16 protein-coding genes are annotated in these 17,410 nt (G+C 62.9%); 13 read left to right on the top strand and 3 right to left on the bottom strand.

Annotation, left to right across the window (positions count from 1 at the left end; all coding sequences use genetic code 11):
• Positions 1–78: 78 nt before the first annotated feature.
• The 10 genes from ACYQ00_RS00950 to ACYQ00_RS00905 all read left to right on the top strand — a co-directional run bounded on the left by ACYQ00_RS00950 (position 79) and on the right by ACYQ00_RS00905 (position 9,641).
• Positions 79–519, top strand: coding sequence for an FxsA family protein (locus tag ACYQ00_RS00950; protein WP_460030361.1), 441 nt, complete (start codon positions 79–81; stop codon positions 517–519).
• A 190-nt stretch (positions 520–709) separates the two neighbouring features.
• Positions 710–1,807, top strand: coding sequence for a rhomboid family intramembrane serine protease (locus ACYQ00_RS00945; RefSeq protein WP_460030360.1), 1,098 nt, complete (start codon positions 710–712; stop codon positions 1,805–1,807).
• 181 nt (positions 1,808–1,988) lie between these two features.
• The gene (locus ACYQ00_RS00940) at positions 1,989–2,969 is read left to right on the top strand and encodes a death domain-containing protein (RefSeq protein WP_460030359.1); all 981 of its coding nucleotides are present in this window, start codon (positions 1,989–1,991) and stop codon (positions 2,967–2,969) included.
• A 183-nt stretch (positions 2,970–3,152) separates the two neighbouring features.
• Positions 3,153–4,133: a flagellar motor switch protein FliM gene (gene fliM / locus ACYQ00_RS00935; RefSeq protein WP_460030358.1), complete on the top strand. Its 981-nt coding sequence runs from the start codon at positions 3,153–3,155 to the stop codon at positions 4,131–4,133.
• A 105-nt stretch (positions 4,134–4,238) separates the two neighbouring features.
• A complete protein-coding gene (locus tag ACYQ00_RS00930) occupies positions 4,239–5,714 on the top strand; it encodes an ATP-binding protein (RefSeq protein WP_460030357.1) in 1,476 nt (491 codons plus the stop codon).
• A 108-nt stretch (positions 5,715–5,822) separates the two neighbouring features.
• Positions 5,823–6,647, top strand: coding sequence for a transporter substrate-binding domain-containing protein (locus tag ACYQ00_RS00925; protein ID WP_460030356.1), 825 nt, complete (start codon positions 5,823–5,825; stop codon positions 6,645–6,647).
• Positions 6,648–6,668: 21 nt separating this feature from the next.
• Positions 6,669–7,421: an amino acid ABC transporter permease gene (locus ACYQ00_RS00920; RefSeq protein ID WP_460030355.1), complete on the top strand. Its 753-nt coding sequence runs from the start codon at positions 6,669–6,671 to the stop codon at positions 7,419–7,421.
• A 165-nt stretch (positions 7,422–7,586) separates the two neighbouring features.
• Positions 7,587–7,844 carry a glutaredoxin family protein gene (locus ACYQ00_RS00915; RefSeq protein ID WP_460030354.1) on the top strand — a complete coding sequence of 86 codons (258 nt, stop codon included), beginning with the start codon at positions 7,587–7,589 and terminating at the stop codon, positions 7,842–7,844.
• The gene (locus ACYQ00_RS00910) at positions 7,841–8,170 is read left to right on the top strand and encodes a ferredoxin-thioredoxin reductase catalytic domain-containing protein (RefSeq protein WP_460030353.1); all 330 of its coding nucleotides are present in this window, start codon (positions 7,841–7,843) and stop codon (positions 8,168–8,170) included. Before ACYQ00_RS00915 ends, ACYQ00_RS00910 begins: the two co-directional genes overlap by 4 nt.
• 685 nt (positions 8,171–8,855) lie before the next feature.
• A complete protein-coding gene (locus ACYQ00_RS00905) occupies positions 8,856–9,641 on the top strand; it encodes an amidohydrolase family protein (protein ID WP_460030352.1) in 786 nt (261 codons plus the stop codon).
• Positions 9,642–9,864: 223 nt separating this feature from the next.
• Here ACYQ00_RS00905 and ACYQ00_RS00900 read toward each other — a convergent pair whose 3' ends face one another.
• The 3 genes from ACYQ00_RS00900 to ACYQ00_RS00890 all read right to left on the bottom strand — a co-directional run bounded on the left by ACYQ00_RS00900 (position 9,865) and on the right by ACYQ00_RS00890 (position 12,816).
• On the bottom strand, positions 9,865–10,722 hold the full coding sequence (locus ACYQ00_RS00900) for a glycine betaine ABC transporter substrate-binding protein (RefSeq protein ID WP_460030351.1): 858 nt from the start codon (positions 10,720–10,722) through the stop codon (positions 9,865–9,867).
• A gap of 70 nt (positions 10,723–10,792) precedes the next feature.
• On the bottom strand, positions 10,793–11,626 hold the full coding sequence (locus tag ACYQ00_RS00895; protein ID WP_460030350.1) for an ABC transporter permease: 834 nt from the start codon (positions 11,624–11,626) through the stop codon (positions 10,793–10,795).
• A complete protein-coding gene (locus tag ACYQ00_RS00890; RefSeq protein WP_460030349.1) occupies positions 11,623–12,816 on the bottom strand; it encodes a quaternary amine ABC transporter ATP-binding protein in 1,194 nt (397 codons plus the stop codon). The genes ACYQ00_RS00895 and ACYQ00_RS00890 overlap by 4 nt, the downstream gene beginning before the upstream one ends.
• Positions 12,817–13,474: 658 nt before the next feature.
• On the opposite strand from ACYQ00_RS00890, the gene ACYQ00_RS00885 reads away from it, so the two are divergent.
• Genes ACYQ00_RS00885 through ACYQ00_RS00875 form a run of 3 tightly spaced genes read left to right on the top strand, consistent with a single transcriptional unit; the run spans position 13,475 to position 17,309 of the window.
• Positions 13,475–15,376: a two-component system sensor histidine kinase NtrB gene (locus ACYQ00_RS00885; RefSeq protein ID WP_460030348.1), complete on the top strand. Its 1,902-nt coding sequence runs from the start codon at positions 13,475–13,477 to the stop codon at positions 15,374–15,376.
• Complete coding sequence (locus tag ACYQ00_RS00880) at positions 15,373–16,818, top strand: sigma-54-dependent transcriptional regulator (RefSeq protein ID WP_460030347.1); 1,446 nt, start codon at positions 15,373–15,375, stop codon at positions 16,816–16,818. Before ACYQ00_RS00885 ends, ACYQ00_RS00880 begins: the two co-directional genes overlap by 4 nt.
• Positions 16,815–17,309: a chemotaxis protein CheW gene (locus ACYQ00_RS00875; protein WP_460030346.1), complete on the top strand. Its 495-nt coding sequence runs from the start codon at positions 16,815–16,817 to the stop codon at positions 17,307–17,309. Before ACYQ00_RS00880 ends, ACYQ00_RS00875 begins: the two co-directional genes overlap by 4 nt.
• Positions 17,310–17,410: the final 101 nt, after the last annotated feature.

Genomic DNA, 17,410 nt, shown 5'->3' with positions numbered 1-17,410 from the left:
CCATCTGGCCCCTTTTTTATTGCGTCTCCCCTCGAAGTCCTGGAACTTGGAACCGGGAACTTGAACCGGGAGGCTGCCATGCTCATGCGATTGTTCCTGCTGTTCACGCTGGTCCCGGCGCTGGAATTGTATCTGTTGATCAAGATCGGCTCGGCGATCGGCGTGCTGCCTACGGTGGCCATCGTCATTGGCACGGGTGTGGCCGGTGCCTGGCTGGCCCGTCGGGAAGGCGCGGGGGTGGTCATGCGCATTCGGCAACAGATGCAGCAGGGGATCATGCCTGCCGGGGAGCTGCTGGATGGCGCGTGCATCCTGGCGGCCGGGGTGCTGTTGATCACGCCGGGCTTTCTTTCCGATCTGCTGGGCATTGCCCTGCTGGCGCCGCCCACGCGGGCCCTGCTGCTGGGTCTGGTGCTTCGGTGGTACCAGCGCGCCGTGGAGCGCGGGCAGATTCGGGTGTTTCGTGGCGGGCCGGGTGGCCGTCCGACGGAACCGCCGCCTTACGACATCGACGTCTAGTGTGATGTCCACGAAATAAGGTGATCAGAATGTCATCAGATTTCGTGGAAGATCGTCAGCCGAGATGTGCGGATTTCGGCTGACTCACGGAGCATGCTGCTCCGGGGCCGCTGTGCCAGCGGCCCGGTGTTGCGTCTATTCTGTGCGGATCATTTTAAAGGACGCAACACTAGACAAGCTGCGCCCAGGCATGCCGTTGCTGTTGCGTCCTCTTCGTTCCCGGCGGTTGCCTCGCGAGGCCTCGCGTCGTACTTCCGCAGCACCTCCTCCTGCGCCCTCCCGGCCTGTGCCGTATGTGGATATCCTGCCCGCCGTGCTGGAGCACGCCACGGCGCAGCGCCCCTTGCGCGAAAGTGTGCGTCTCTGGACGTTGGTACTGGAGGCGCGCGGAGTGGACTATCGGCTACGGGACCGGACGGCTCCGTCCGAGGATGCCGCGCTGGACTGGAGCCTGGAGGTGCTGGAGCCGGAGGCAGACCGGGCTCGAGACGAGATTTTGGCCTTTGAGCGGGAAAACCGCAGTGGCCGGCCGATGGTGCTGGCCGATCCCTCTCCCTGGGCCGTGCCGGGGGCCCTGGCCGTGGTGCTGGGGCTGATCTGCCTGCACGGATTGAGCACCGGTGCGGGCAGCGCCTGGACGGGCCTGCCGGCCGAGCATGGGCAATGGGTGCATCTCGGCGCGGCGGATGCCCGGCGGATGCTGATGTATGGGGAGTGGTACCGGGCCGCCACCGCCCTGACCCTGCACGCCGATGCCGAGCACCTGGGCGCGAATGCCTGCCTGGGTGGGGTGTTTCTGGTCCTGTCTGCGCGGGAACTGGGCCTGGGCGTGGCCCTTTGCGCCACGATCCTCTCCGGGGTGCTGGGCAATGCCTGCAACGCCTGGTTCCATGGTGGGTTCCATGGCGGGATGCATCTGAGCCTGGGCGCCTCCACGGCGGTGTTCGGCCTGCTTGGCGCGCTGACCATGTTCCGCACCCTGGCACTGCATTCGCTGGAGGCCTCGATCAGAGCCCACGAACGGCCGATGATGGCCTGGATTCGCGTCTTCGGGCCGCTGGCGGCCGGGATCATCATGCTCAGCTTTTTTGGCACGGGCGGACAGGAAGGGGCGTCGCGCACGGACCTGCTGGCACATCTGTTCGGGTTTCTGGCCGGGGTGGGGCTTGGGGCGGTGGTGCATGCCGGAGGCCAGCGGCTGCGCAGGCTGCCCTGGGCCGTGGCGTTGGGGTGGGGAAGCCTGCTCCTGGTGGCCTGGAGCTGGTGGCAGGCGTTGCAGGCGGCGTGAGGGAGGCAGTTTTTGCTGGTTCGAATCTTGCTAGAATGAGTCAGACGTACGGGGCGTTGACGCGGACCAGGAAGGCGCTGGTCCTGGCCTGATACGGGCCGGAAGCTGGCCGGAAGCTGGCTGTAACCGGGCCGTTCCGTGTGTCAGGCGATGTGTTCGGGTGGATAGCAAGGACGGAATCATGACGGGCAATGCTGGCAAGGTCGATGTGCTCATCAATGTGTGCGGCAAGCCGTATCAAACGGCGCTGGCCCTGCTCACACTGGAGCGCGAATGCGGACAACACATCGACACCATCTATTTTGTGGAAGAAAATACCGCCACGCGCCAGGTGGACGCGGATATGGGCCGTCACGGCTATATCCTGGAAGCTCTGCGCCATAAAATCGTCCACTTCATCCCGCCGCAATGGCACTACTGCTTTGCCCTGGAGCCGGAGAAACTGCAGGAAACGGCCTACCGCCATTCCATCCGCTATCAATACGGCTGGGAGATGACGGACAAGGAGCACATCCTGATTATCCACAATGACATCACCTTTCACGGCGATGTCATCGGGGCCATGCTCAACGCCATCGGGGACCACGCGGCCATCGGCCATGTGGGGCAGTGCTGGTACTGCCCGGCAGCCTTTGCCGGACTGTGTGATTCCACGCGCCACATGGAATACCGCCCCTCGTTTCGGGAGCTTGCCGATCTGTACAAGCGCACGGACCCGCCGCCCGGCAGCGTGAAGCGCGCCTACCAGCTGCCGCGCTGGCATACCATGTTTGTGCAACAGCCCTGGCCCTTGCCCGAGTGCCGGGTGAACGAGTGGTGCGCACTGGTGAACATGAAGCTGGCCCGGCGGCTGACCATTCCCCAGGGCAGGGTGACCCCCTTCGGGGCCATTGTGAATGTGGGCAAGCAGATTCTGGATGTCGGCTGCCAGTGGTTCCGGGAATTGCATCTGCGCGGACACCACTGTGCCCATTTTGATATCTCGCCATACGCCTACCACGACGTGCCGCCCACGGGGCAGCCTACCCTGTTGGATCAGGGCCGGTATCTGGACCGGGAACAGGCGGCCCTGGAACGATTGCGCACGGAATTCGGGCTCCTGACGGTGCCGGAAGTTGCGGGAGAGCAGGGCGGGGCTGCATTGCAGCAGGTGATGAATTGAGATAGGCGGACAGGACGTTCCGCACAATGCAGCAGCAAAACGTTTCCCGCGTGGTCAGGAAGGTCGGTTGGATGCGATGTGTGACTGACATGCGCGCAGATATACGCACTGGAATGCGCACTGGGGCCGCCAGACGGCCACGGCATTGGGGTTAAGGAACAGCAGGCATCAAGAGGGACGAGCATGAGCAAGATTCTTGCCCAGGACGAAGTCGATATTTTGTTGCGGGGGCTCTCCGGCGGGGAGATCGAAGTAGAATCCGATGTGGTGGAGGATGACTCCGGCATCGTGCCCTTTGATTTGGCCAACCAGGACCGCATCATCAGCGGCCGCATGCCGGTTCTGGAAATCGTCAACGACCGCTTCGCCCGCCTGTGCACCAACGCGCTCTCCAACTCCGTGCGCAAACGCGTGGAGTTGAACCCCATCTCCATCGATATGACCAAGTTCGGGGACTTCATGCGCTCCCTGCCCGTGCCCACCTCCATCAATATCTTCAAGATGGAGCCCCTGCGGGGCAACGCCATCATGGTGGTGGACTCCCGGCTGGTCTTTGCCCTGGTGGAGAATTTCTTCGGCGGTGCGGGCTCTCAGCCCAAGATTGAAGGCCGGGAGTTCACCCGCATCGAACAGGCCATCATCGACCGCGTCATCAAGATTGCCCTGGAAAACATGGAAGAAAGCTGGCGCCCCGTGCACGAGGTGCACCTGGAGCTGGTGCGCAGCGAGATCAACCCCCAGTTTGCCGCCATCGTGCCGCCTTCGGATGTGGTCGTGGTCATCACCTTTGAAGTGGAACTGGAAAACGCCATCGGCTCCATGGTCATGTGCCTGCCGTACGCCACAGTGGAGCCCATCCGTTCCAAGCTGCACGCCAGCTTTCAGACGGAACGCCTGGAAGTGGACCACGCCTGGGTCTCCCGTCTGCGGGAGCGGCTCATGGAAACCAGCGTGGAGATGGTGGTGCGCTTTGGCCGCTCCAAGCTTTCCGGCCGCCAGCTGATGAATCTGGCCGAGGGCGATATCATCATGCTGGATACCGATACCGACGATCTGCTGGAAGCCGAGGTGGAAGGCGTGCTCAAATATCATGGCATCTGTGGGTCGGTGAAGGCCAACAAGGCCTTCCAGATCATCACCGAAGAGGAACTTCGCACCACATAATGTCTCAGTGTCCTTTATAATGACAACCGCTCGCCCGGTATGGTATCCGCTCAGATGGCCGGCGCAGTGCCGGCTCTGGGCACATTGACCGGGGCGAGGGGGGACATGACAAGGCGAGACGTGCTGGTCCCAGCGGGAATCTTACTGGCCTGGACGCTGGGCATTGCCCTGGCCTCTCATCAGTTGGCTCATGTGCAGCGGCAAGCCGGCATGGACATGCTCCTGCAAGAGGGGCGTGCCCTGTTCGAGCAGGTCACGCTGGCCCTGGCCTGGAATGCCGGCCATGGCGGCGTGTATGTGTCACTGCCTCCCGCGGCAAGCCAGCACATGCCTGCGGATGGCCATGTTGCGTTGCCGGACGGGCGCGCGCTGGTGCTGGTGGATCCCCCGACCATGGCCCGCCAGCTCTCCGCGCTGGCCCAGGCCAGGAATGCCGGTCACAACGTGGTTATTTACGGAACAGAGGAGACAGGGCCAGGCCATGGCGCCAACTCCCGGCATTCGCCTGATGCCTGGGACCGAGAGGCCCTTGCGCGCCTGACTGCCGGTGCCGGGGAACACTGGGGGATGGTAGCCCAGGATAACGGCACACTCTGCTTCCGCTACATGGCTCCGTTAGTTGCGGATGCCAGTTGCAGCCCCTGTCATCCACACCACTGCGCCCCGAACGAGCGCTGCGGCGTGGTGCGCATCTCCCTGCCGGCAGCGCTGTCCAGCGGAGCGGCCGGCAAGGCCATCGACAGCATGCTGCGCTGGTTTCTGATCATCTGGCTGGCGGGAGGAGTGGGCCTGGTGGCAGGATCCTGGCTGCTGCTGCGCGGCCGGCGGGCAGCCCTGGAAGCCGTGCGGGCCAAAAGTGATTTCCTCGCCGCCATGAACCACGAGCTGCGCACGCCCCTCAACGGGATTCTCGGCCTGACGGACCTGGCCCTGGCAGAGGCCGAATCCGACACCCAGCGCGAGTACCTGCAGACCACCCGCCAATCCACACAGCGACTGTTGCGACTGTTCACCTTCATGCTGGAATACGCTCGTCTGGATGTGCGAGAGCGCAAGACCGGCCTGGGTGAGCCGTTTTCGCTGGACGATTGCCTTGGCATGCTGCGGCATGAGTTTCTGCCCCTGGCCCGGGCCAAAGGGCTGACGCTGACAATGGAGGTAGCCCCCGGGGTGCCGCCGGTGCTTGCGGGCGATATGAACATGCTGGCGGTGGCGGTTTCCCAGTTGCTGGACAATGCGGTGAAGTTTACGGAAACCGGCAGCGTACGGCTGTTGCTCGAAGTGCGCGCCTGTCCGTTCCCCAGATTCCGGCGTTTCCTCAAAGGTGAAGGCGCCGTGTGCTGCCTGCAGGTCACGGTGGCAGACACCGGCCCAGGCATTCCGAAAGACCTGGAAGACAAGCTCTTTACGCCATTTTTCCAAGGGGATGCCACCCTGGCCCGCAAGCATGCCGGGGTGGGGCTGGGGCTGGCCCTGGCGCGCAGGCTGGCCCGGGCCATGGGCGGCGATGTGGTGCTCCGTCGCGGTGTTGCCCAGGGAACCACCGTGGTGCTGACGGCGCAGTTTGCCTTGCCGGAGTAAGGAGAGAGCCGCGTGAAGAGGGGCCGCTTTTTCAAAAGAGGTTGTCCCCTTTGAAAAAAACGTGCATAGGTCGAACATCTCAATCCCTTTTTTCTTCAGGAGTCGACCATGCGACGCATTCGATTGTTTTCCCTATGGAGCTGCCTGTTGACGATGATCTTCTCTTCGGCAGCTTTTGCGCAATCGGCAAAGCCATTTGATATTTTTACGCAATCCACCCTCAATCAGGTTGTCCAGCGCGGCACGCTGCGGGTGGGCATGGAAGTGGAGTTCTGGCCCTTTGAATTTGCCGACGAGCAGGGCAAGCCCACGGGATTTGATGTGGAAATCGCCACGCTCATGGCCCAGGAGCTGGGCGTGACGCTGGAAATCAAGGACATGGAGTGGACGGGCCTTATCCCGGCGCTCCAGGGCGGGCAGGTGGACATGGTCATCTCCGGCATGACCGGCACCCTGGAACGGGCCAAGTCCATCACCTTTTCGGACCCTTATTTCGTGACCGGCCTGTGCGCCCTGGTCTCCACCAAGAAATCCCCCGAGGTCACGGACGTCAAACAGCTGAACGCCAAGGGCAAGGTCCTGGCGCTCAAGACCGGCACCACGGCGGATCTGAAGGCCGCGGCCCTGTTCCCTGAGGCCGAAATCCGGCGCTTCAAGGACGAGACCGCCTGCGTGCGCGAAGTGGTCACCGGCAATGCCGACGCCTTCTTTTATGACCAGATTTCCATCAACAAGCACCAGAAGCAGAACGCCGGCGCCACCAAGGCCCTGCTCAAGCCCTTCACGTATGAGCCATATTCCATTGCCATGCGCAAAGGCGATTTCGACTTCTGGAGCTGGACCAACAGGTTCCTGCAGACCATCAAGGCGGACGGCCGCTATGAGGCGCTGTTTGAGAAATACTTTGCCGATCTGCCCAAGCCTGCAAACTAACCGGGACTGCGGACCTGCCACGTGAAACCATTGCACAAGCGCCTGCTGGTGCGCGCTCTGCTGGCCGCGGCCCTGCTTATCGGGTTGTGGCAGCTCCTGGGCGGCATCGAATATACCTGGAATTGGGAAGTGCCCTGGCGGTACCGGTCCCTGTACATGCAGGGGATGGTGTACACGGTGGTGGTGTCCCTTGCGGCCATCTGCCTGGGTCTGGTCGTCGGCATTGCCGCCGGCCTGGCCCGGGTCTGGCCGAGCCTCTTGCTGCAGGAGGTGGCCGCATTGTACGTGGCCTGCTTCCGCGGCACGCCCCTACTGGTGCAGATTTACATCTTCTACTTCTGCCTGGCGGCGGTCATTCACTTGCAAAATGCCCTGGTGATCGGCACGGTCTGCCTGGCCTGCTTTTCCGGGGCCTACATTGCGGAAATGGTCCGCGCCGGGGTGGAGTCCATCGATGCCGGGCAGTGGGAAGCCGCCCGCTCCACAGGCATGCGCTATGATCAGGCCATGCGCCACGTGATCTTCCCGCAGGCCTTCCGCCGGATCATCCCGCCGGTAACAGGGCAGTTCGTCTCCCTCATCAAGGATTCCTCCCTGCTCTCGGTCATTGCCGTGCGGGAGCTGACCAAGGCCTCGGAAGTGGTCAATGCCACCACCTACAAAACCTTTGAGGCGTATCTGCCCCTGGCCGTGCTCTATCTGCTGCTGACGTACCCGCTTTCCCTGCTGGCCCAGCGCCTGGAGCGCAGCGTGGGCAACGGCGCGCGGCAGTAGGGTGGGGAGGATGTTGTGGCGGCCAGTGGTGGTGCTTTTCCCGGAAAGGTGCGGAGAGAGGGTTTGTCAGCCGCGCGGATCTGCGCTACACAGTCACCGAATCGGCATTTTGGTCGCGACCGCAGCACTCCGGCTGCAACCTGAATCCAGAAGGAAGGCATTGCCATGCAACCCAAGGTCATGCTTTACGCCTTGTCCACCTGCATCCACTGCAAAAATGCCAAGAAGTTTTTGGAAGACAATGGCGTGGAATATGATTTCATCTATGTGGACAAGCTGGAAGGCGACGAACGCAAGGCGACCATTGAGCTGATCAAGGCCCACAACGCCGCCTGCTCCTTTCCCACCATTCTCCTGGATGACGGGCAGCGGGTGATCATCGGGTTCAAACGCGATGAACTCAAGGAGGCGCTCGGGATATGACGCCGGAAAATCTCTACGAAACCCTGCGCAAGCTGCAGGAGCCCAAGGGCTTCTATTTCAACAATGACAAGGAAATGACCCTGGCCTTGATGAACAGCCTGCTGGAGAACAAAAAGACCTACGGCTACATGAGCTGCCCCTGCCGTCTGGCCTCCGGCGACTATGAAAAGGACAAGGACATCATCTGCCCCTGCGTGTACCGCGAGCCAGACGTGCGGGACTACGGCGCCTGCTTCTGCTGGCTGTACGTCTCCAAGGCCTGGAACGAGGACAAGATCGAAAAGCAGTACGTCCCCGAACGCCGGCCGCCGGAAAAAGTGATCTAACCCCGGCCCGCCCCGGAAGACGTGTTGCAAGAACGCCAAACAGCCGGCCGGCGCCTCCCCTCGGAGTTGCGCCGGCCGGCTGTCTTATTGCTGCGCGATGCCCACGTCCCGCGTGGGAGTTACACGCCTCACGTCCCCCCAAAGCCCATGGTCACGGTCTCGCCATCCACAATCACGGGCACCTGCCGGACTCCCTTGGTGACATCCAGCAGTTTGGAAAGATGCCTGGGATCCGCCTTGACGTCTATGTACTGATGGTCCTGATAGGCCGCACGGGCATTTTCCGTGTACGGTCACCCAGCCTTGCCATAGATGGTGATGCGCGCAGTGGCCATGATGTCCTCCAGGAAAGCAATCGATTGAATTACCTTGAGAGATTTCTAATATAGAATAGATAGTCTCGATATGTGCGTCAAGGCCCGAGTGGGCAGCTCGCTTGGGTGTGCGCGACAATACCTCTCTCCATTGGCCGATTGACGGGGTGGCGCAATCGTTACGCCTGCGGCGGACCAGAACGTGGGGGCGCGGCACCTTCCTCTTCGGCAGCAAGGACCAGAAAAACTGGTTCGATTCCTTGCGCAAGTAGCGGACAGCAACCGGCCTGTGTATGCGTTGTCCTGCGCATTAGGCCGCACAAACTCCCAGTTGATTGACTCGCCAATCAACCGGGTGTAGGCCACGCGGCATGCGTACCGATTTTCATACCCACGCCTTTCATCCCAAGATTGCGTCCAAGGTTTGCGAGCAGTTGCATCATCATTACGGCGCCAGGCCTTCGGGCGATGGCACGGTGGATGATCTCCTGGCCCGCGCCGAGGCCGCCGGTATCGAGCAGGTGGTGGCCCTGTGCGCCGCCACGGTGCCGGCCCAGATGGCCCCGGCCAACGACTTTGCCATCCATCTGCAGACCACCTACCCGCAGATCTGCGCCTTCGGCACCCTGCATCCCTATGCGCCAGGCTGGGAAGGCGAACTGGACCGACTGCGGGAGGCAGGGGTGAAGGGCCTGAAATATCATCCGGAATTCCAAGGCTTCTGGATGGACGATCCCAAGCTGCACCCGTTGCTGGAAGCCAGCCAGGACTTTATCTGGATGTTCCACGTGGGGGACGTGCTGCCGCCGGAGAAGAACCCGTCCTGCCCCATCAAGATGGCCAAGATTCTGGACATGTTCCCCAAGGCCCGCGTGGTGGCCGCGCATCTGGGCGGATACCGGCAGTGGGATGTGGCGGCGGAATATCTGGCCGGCCGGGACGTCTGGTTCGACACATCCTCGTCCATGCCCTTCATCCGGCAGGAGACGCTGGAAACGATCCTGCGCAAGCACGACCCCGAGCGCCTGCTCTTTGGCAGCGATTACCCGCTCTTCGACCCCGTGGAGTCCATGGAGGCGCTGCAGCAGCGGGCCGGCGTGGACGACGCCACCCTGGAACGCTACTGGAACAACGCGGACAGGCTGCTGGCCAGCTGAGGGGCGAGGCGACGATTGTTTTCGGGGGGAAACCTTTCTTCAAGAAAGGTTTCCCCCCGAGCCCCCCATCCAAAGAGAACAAGGGGGCTGCGGCCCTGCCAGCGTCTCGCGTCGGGCCGTGTCGTTATTCTTTACCCAACTGCTTTCACTAAGAAAAATCTTGTGAAAGAGGGGTGGGGGAAGAACCTTTCTTCAGAACGGTATTCCCCCGAAAGCCTGCTTCTTACTTGCCCAGCCAGGCCTTGACCTTGTCCGGGTGCTCGCCGAGCCACTTCCTGGCGGCAGCGTCCGGGGCCATGCCGTCTTCGATGGCAATCATCACGGCGGCCATGTCGTCGGCAGTCCATTCGAAGCGGTCCAGGATGGCGTGGACCTCGGGCTTGTCCTTCTTCAGATCCTTGCGCACGATGGTGTGGATGAACTCGTCGCCACCAAAGATGTTCTTGGGATCCTTCAGGTACTTCAGCTTCCATTTGGCGAACATCCAATGGGGGGTCCAGCCGGTGACCACCACCCACTGCTTGTTCTTTTCGGCATCGGCCAGGGCGGCGGTCATGGTGGCGCCGGAGCCTTCCATCAGGGTCAGCTTGTCGAGCTTGTAGTCCTTGATGGCGGCTTCGGTTTTGGACATCAGCCCCGCGCCGGGATCGATGCCCACGATCTGGCCCTTGAACTTGTCGGCATTGGCGTTGAGCTGGTCAATGGAGTCGATGGTCACATACTCCGGGACGACGAGGCCGATGCGCGTGCCCGTGAGGTTGGGGCCGAGATCTTCGACCTTGTCCTTGACCTTGTCCAGGTAGTGGCCGTGGGTGGTGGGCAGCCAGGCGGCAACAAGGCCGTCCACGGATTCATCCGTCGCCAGGGCCTGCCACATGGCGGCGGCGCTGACCGGGGTGATCTCCACGGTATAGCCGGCCTGCTCCAGCAGGGCCTTGGCCACGTTGGTGGAGGCCACTTCGGAAGACCATTCCACATAGACCAGATTGACGGCCCCCTTGCCGGCCGCCTTGGCCGGTGCGGGGAAGGACAGTGTCAGGGCCAGGGCGGCCACGAGCAGCGTAAAGGCAATACGTTGCATGCGTTCTCCTGTGTTTTTCGAGTGGATAAAAAAATCTGCGCAGCCGTGAGGTTTTCTTGAACCCGGGCCATCAGGGCTGGGTTTTGCGGCCCACGCGCTGAAGGATGCGATCCAGAATCACGGCCACGATGACGATGCACAGCCCGGCCTCGAAGCCCGCGCCCATCTCCAGGCGCTGGATGGCCTTCCAGACCTCGCCGCCCAGGCCCTTGGCGCCGATCATGGCTGCAATGACCACCATGGAAAGGGCCAGCATCACGGTCTGGTTCACGCCGGCCATGATGGTGGGCGCGGCCAGGGGCAGTTGGAGTTTGACGAGCTTTTGCCAGCGGGTGGAGCCGAAGGCCTCGGCGCATTCCACCAGCTCCTTGGGCGTTTGCTGAATGCCCAGGCAGGTCAGCCGGATGGCTGGCGGCATGGAAAAGATCACCGTGGAGAAAATGGCCGCCACCTTTCCCAGGCCGAAAAAGGGAATGGCCGGGATGAGATAGACAAAGGCGGGCATGGTCTGCATCATGTCGAGGACAGGCATGATGCTCTTGTTGGCCGTCTGGTACATGGCCGCGGCAATGCCCAGGGGCACCCCCAGGCCAATGGCCAGGCAGGTGGCCACGCTGACCAGGGCCAGGGTGGAGATCATGGCTGCCCAGAGGCCGAGGTTCCAGATGAGCGCCATGCCCGCGGCCGAGGCCAGGGCCAGCCGGGGGTTTCTGGTGAGCCGCCAGATGCCCGCCGTGGCCAGCAGCAGAAAGGCCCAGGGTGGCAGCCACAAGAGGCCGAGTTCCAGCCAGCTGAGGGCCTGGCCGGCCACCACGGAAAAGGCTTTGGTGGCAAAGGCACAATGGGTGGCAAACCAGTCCAGCAGGTGTTCGATGCCATCGCCAAGCGGCAGTCTCCAGCTCATGCGGCCCTCCCGCGTTCAGCCATGGCCCCCAACAGCGTGCCCCGGACGATGACGCCCTTGAGCCGCTGGTCCTCATCCACCACGGCCAGGGGGTAGGGCAGGTTGTAGATGATCTGGATCAGTTCCGTGGCCGGGGTGTTCAGGTGCACGCGCTTGCAGTCCAGGCAGATGATCTCGCCCAGGTCCTTCTTGCCTTCCTCCACCAGCCGCACACAGTCCTCGGCCTTGACCACGCCCACCAGCCGGTGTTCCCTGTCCAGGACAAAGAGGTTGGAGAGCCCGCTCTGGCGCATCTTGCGCAGGCAGCTGCGCGGGCCATCGTGGTGGATGTAGGCCAGGGCTTCGGTACGTTTCATCACGCTTTCGGCGGTAAGCACCTTGGTGATGTCCACTCCTTCCACAAACCGCTCCACGTATTCGTTGGAGGGATTGGTCAGGATGTCTTCCGGCGTCCCCACCTGGACGATGGCGCCGTCCTTCATCAGCACGATGCGGTCGCCAAGTTTGAGGGCTTCATCAAGGTCATGACTGACGAAGACGATGGTCTTCTGCATGGCTTTCTGCAGGGTGATCAGTTCATCCTGCATGTCGCGCCGGATGAGGGGGTCCAGGGCGCTGAAGGCCTCGTCCATGAGCAGGATGTCCGGGTTGAGGGCCAGGGCCCGGGCCAGCCCGACGCGCTGCTGCATGCCGCCGGAAAGCTGGCGGGGCAGGGAATCGCCATAGGCGCCCAGGCCCACCTGCTCCAGGGCGGTCTGGGCCAGATCGCGGCGTCTGGCCGGGGCAATGCCTTGTATTTCCAGGCCGTATTCGGCGTTCTGGCGCACGGTGCGGTGCGGGAAGAGCGCAAAATGCTGGAAGACCATGCCCAGCTTGGCCAGGCGCATCCGGCGCAGGGCCTCGCGGTCCAGACCGGTGATGTCTTCGCCGTCAATGAAGATGCGGCCGGAGGTGGGCTCGATGAGCCGGTTGAGACAGCGCAGGAGGGTGGATTTGCCGGAGCCGGAAAGGCCCATGACCACGACAATCTCGCCGGCATCCACATGAAAGCAGGCGTCTCGGACGCCAACTGCGCAGCGGGTTTTCTGGAAGACCTCGTCCTTGGACGCGCCCTGCTTGAGCAGGGCGAGGGCCCGTTCGGGGTGGTGCCCGAAGACCTTGAACACGTGTTCGATGTGCAACTTGTGCATGGTGTCGTCTCGGGAAACGCGTTCGGCGTGCCTGGGCGCGAAGAAAAAAACGGGGCAGGCCGGGAGCGTCTCGGGGCGCGCAATGCACCAGGATAGCAGTGAATAAAAGAGCCACGCAGCACCGGAAGCTACGAATGCAATACCGGTGCAGCAAAATCGCGCCATGTGGCATGGCCTGTCTATAACTCAATAAGATTAGCATAAACTCGATTCATGTCAAATGTGGCGAGTAGTATTGGTATAAACTATGATGGTGTGATGATACTGGACAGGTTTGAAAAAATGTTTTGCAAATCTACAATTGCAGTCTCATGCGTCAGACGTAGTTTAGTAAAAGTGAATGATGAGCAAAAAAAATATTACGGTATCCAAGGAATGTACTTTGTTACGTTGATTTCAGAATCACTATTGAGTAGTGCACCACTACCTATGCATCGCGGGTTTCTCGCCAGGGTTTCCACATAGACAGATTTAGTAAGTTCAAAAATGTCAGCTAGTTATGGCGTTGCACAACAATGTGCATCTGATTGCACAGGCTGCTGGGTTTAGAAACCCGTCAGGGGGCGTCCCAGCTCGGCAAGGGAAGCCGGTGGGCGGTGCGGCGCAGCAGTGGCCACCCCCCTCGCGGTTTGGCCGGAAAGTTGCTACCAGTTCACCCATGCAGTTCCTCCCCGCCAAAAACAAAGGCCCGCTGCTGCTGGCCCTGGCCACCCTGTTGCTCATCGCCCTGGTCCTGGCCGCCTCCAGTCTGCAGGCCCTGCGGCAGCAGCGGCAGTCCCTGGACAGTCATCTCCTGCTGGCTGCCCGTTCCGTGCATGCTGCCCTGGCCGTGGCCCTGCGCCGCCGGCCGCTCCAGGAAGGGGAATTGCAGCTCATCCCCGGCGCGGCCGCTCTACTGCAAGAATTTCGCAACGATAACGGCGTGCATTTTCTGGGCGTTTACTCCCCGGATGGCGAACGGCTCTTTGCCCCTGTTTTTGATGAAGATGCCCGCCGCTTCCGGCTTCCGGAAGAGGCCCTGGAGCGCATCGTCGAGGAGGGTGAGTTCAAGGGCGTGCAGCCGGCCGGCGATCTGCAACTCTTCGTCTACGGGCGGGACATGGGGCCAGGGCCGTTGCGGGAGCGCCTGGAGCGTCATTTGAACCCGCAAGACCGCCTTGACGATGGCCTGCCGCCACAGCCCCCCCCTGAAGGTGCGCGGGCGCTGTCCCTGCGTCCGCCAAGGGATCGCCGGTTTCTGCTGGTCGGGCTGGACATGTCCCCGCATCTGGCCACCTACCGCAGCTTCATGCGCGCCGCGCTGCTGCAGTCCGGTTTGATTTTCCTGGCTGCGGCCGGGGTCTGGGTGCTGGGGGTGGTCCTGCTCAACCGCCGCGAGCTGGCCCGCAAAACCGTGACCCTGGAACGGCTCCAGTCCCGGCTGCTGGACCATCTTCCCGATGGTCTCGTGCACCTCGACGGCCACGGCGCCGTCCTGGCAGCCAACCCCGCAGCGCATGTGTTGCTGGAGGTGGAGGAGGGCGCGCTGGTCGGGCGCAACACCTTGAGCCTCGGGCCCAGGGCGGCCGCCTTGCTGGCGGATGCGACCCACGCCCCCCTGGCCGGGATCCAGCCAGGCCCGCAAGCTCCATCTGGCCAGCACAACGCCCCCTTGCCGGTCATCTGGCGGCAGCAGCAGAGCGGGGATCTGTTCATGGAAGTCCTCTCCCTGCCCATGGATGACCCGGCGGAGACGGCGGATGCGCCTGAGGGACAGGGCGCGTCCGGAGAGCGGCTGGTTCTGCTCCGGGACCGCACCGAGCTGAAAAAGCTGGAAGAACGTCTCTCGGACGCCCGGCGGCTGGCCACGGTGGGCGTGCTGGCTGCCGGCGTGGCGCATGAGATTCGCAATCCCTTGAGCGCGTTGCGTGGATTTGCCCAGTTCTTTGCCAAAAAGCTGGCTGGCAGGCAGCCAGAGGAGCAGTACGCCAACACCATGGTCAGCGAGGCCGACCGCCTCAACCGTGTGGTGGGGGATCTGCTGAACCTGGCCCGGCCCCGGGTGCTCTCGCCCACCATGGTCGATCTCCCCGCCCTGGGCGAGGAGCTGGCCCAGCTGGTGGAGCAGGATGTGGCCGCCGTGGGGGGCTCCTTTTCCACTGATTTCCAGACCACCCTGTGCTATGCCGATGCGGACGCCATCAAGCAGTGCCTGTTGAATCTCATCCTGAACAGCCTGCAGGCCATGCGGCCGGAGCGGATGGCCGGCACGCCCGCCGTGTGCCTGGGCGCTGCGATTCAGGAAAATACCGAGGGCCGCGGTGTGGAGGTCTGGGTCCAGGATAATGGGCCGGGCATGAGCGAGCTGGACCGCCGTCACGCCTTTGACCCGTTCTACACCTCCAAACCCAAGGGGGCCGGGCTGGGCCTGGCCATCGTGGAGAAAACCATGCGTGAACACGGCGGCAGCGCCCGCATCGACACCCCCCCGACCGGCCAGGGCGTCATGGTGCGGCTGGTGTTCCCCAGCCCTTCCCCTGAACACGCTGGCCGCAACGACGCAAGGGAGCCCGCGGCATGAAGCGGTTGTGTATCATCGACGACGAACCCGGCCACCGGCTGATGGTCCGGGCCATCATGGAAGACGCCGGCTGGAAGGTGGTCGAGGCTGGCAACGGCGAGGAAGGCCTGACCCTGCTGCGCGACGAGGCGGCGAACGAACGCGCCGGCGTGGTGCTCCTGGATATGCGCATGCCCGGCATGGACGGCCGGGAGACCCTGCAGGCCCTGCAGCGAATCCGCCCGGAGTTGCCCGTGGTCATGCTCACGGCTTATGGCAGTGTGGATTTGGCCGTGGAAGCCATGAAACGCGGCGCTTACGACTTTCTGACCAAGCCTGCGGACAATGAGGAACTGCTCTCCACCCTGGAAAAAGCGCATGAATACGGTCGCTTGCTCCAGGAAAGCGCCGTTCTGGCCCGTGGGGCGCTGGGGAGCCTGGAGGGCCTGGCCGAAGGGGTTGCCCGCCCCCTGGTGGGTGAGAGTCCGGCCATGCGCGAGGTGCAGGAACTCATCGCCAGGGCCGGCCCCAGCGAGGCCACCATCCTCATTCTGGGCGAATCCGGCACGGGCAAGGAGCTGATTGCCGAGGCCCTGCACGCAGCCAGCCACCGGGCGGGCATGCCGCTGATCAAGATCAACTGCGCCGCCCTCCCGGAACAGCTGCTGGAAAGCGAACTCTTCGGCTACAAGAAGGGCGCCTTCACCGGAGCCATGAAGGACAAGCCCGGCCGGTTTGCCCTGGCGGAAGGCGGCACGCTCTTTCTGGACGAAATCGGCGAACTGCCCCTGACCCTGCAGGCCAAGCTCCTGCGCGCCTTGCAGGAACGGGTGGTGGAACCCCTCGGCGCGGTCAAACCCGTGCCCGTGGATGTGCGGGTGCTGGCCGCCACCAACAAGGATCTCAATCAGGCCATCGCTGAAGGATCGTTCCGCGAGGATTTGTATTTTCGGCTGAACATCCTGGAAATCACCGCACCGGCCCTGCGGGACCGGCTGGAGGATCTCCCCCTGCTCACCAGCCATCTGCTGGACAAACTGGCCAGAAAAAACCGCCGGGCTGCGCCGGCCGTCTCCGGACTGTTTCTGGATGCGTTGCGTTATTACCCCTGGCCCGGCAATGTCCGGGAACTGGAGAACGTGCTGGAGCGGGCGCTTATCCTTTCCGGGGCAGAGACGCTCCAGCCGGCGCAGTTGCCCCCGCGGGTGCTTGAGGCCAAGGAGAGCATGGGGTTTCGCTCGGCGCGCTCTGGCGACCCCATGACCGGTCCGGCGGCTATTTCTCCGGCCCTGTTGGAGGAAGCGGAGCGCGAAGCCATCGTCAAGGCCCTGGACGCACACGGCGGTCACCGTGAACGTACGGCCCAGGCCCTGGGCATCAGCCGGCGCACCTTGCAGTACAAAATTTCCCGGTTCGGCCTTGCCAAACGCCGCGACACCGCGGACAGCGAGTCCTCGTCATGAAGTCTGCCAATTCTGCCAAGCTGTTGCAGTGTCTGCCGTTCACCCTGGATGAGCGTACTTTTGCCGTGCCGCTGGACATGGTGGAGCGGGTGGCCAGAATGGTGGCCGTCACGCCACTGCCCGGTGCGCCGGAGGTAGTGCGGGGGATCATCGATATTGCCGGGGAGTTCGTGCCGGTGGTGGACCCGCGCCGCCGTTTCGACCTGCCTTTGGTGCGCATCCTGCCGTATCAGCAGCTGGTGGTGCTGCGGACGCCGCGCCGGCGCATGGCCATGCAGGTGGATGGCACGGGGGAGGTTTTCGAGTGGACCGGCAGCATGCCAAGTATCGAGGATTGCACCACCTTGTGGCCCGGGCTGGAGCTGGTGGCCGGGGTGGCCCGACTGGGAGAGGAAATGGTCATGCTGCATGATCCCGACCGCTTTTTCCTTCCGGAAGAAGAGGAAATGCTGGACGCGGCCATGGCCGGGACGCAGGCGGAGAACAGCTGATCCGGGAGAAGAGCCGGGGTGGCTGTTTGTCCGCATAAAAAGGAGGGAATTCCCGGCGCAGGTAGCTGTTTCGGCTGGCTTTTGGCAGGCGCGTATGGTAG

Source organism: Megalodesulfovibrio paquesii (assembly GCF_054653055.1).
This window is presented reverse-complemented; position numbering and strand designations above follow the sequence as displayed.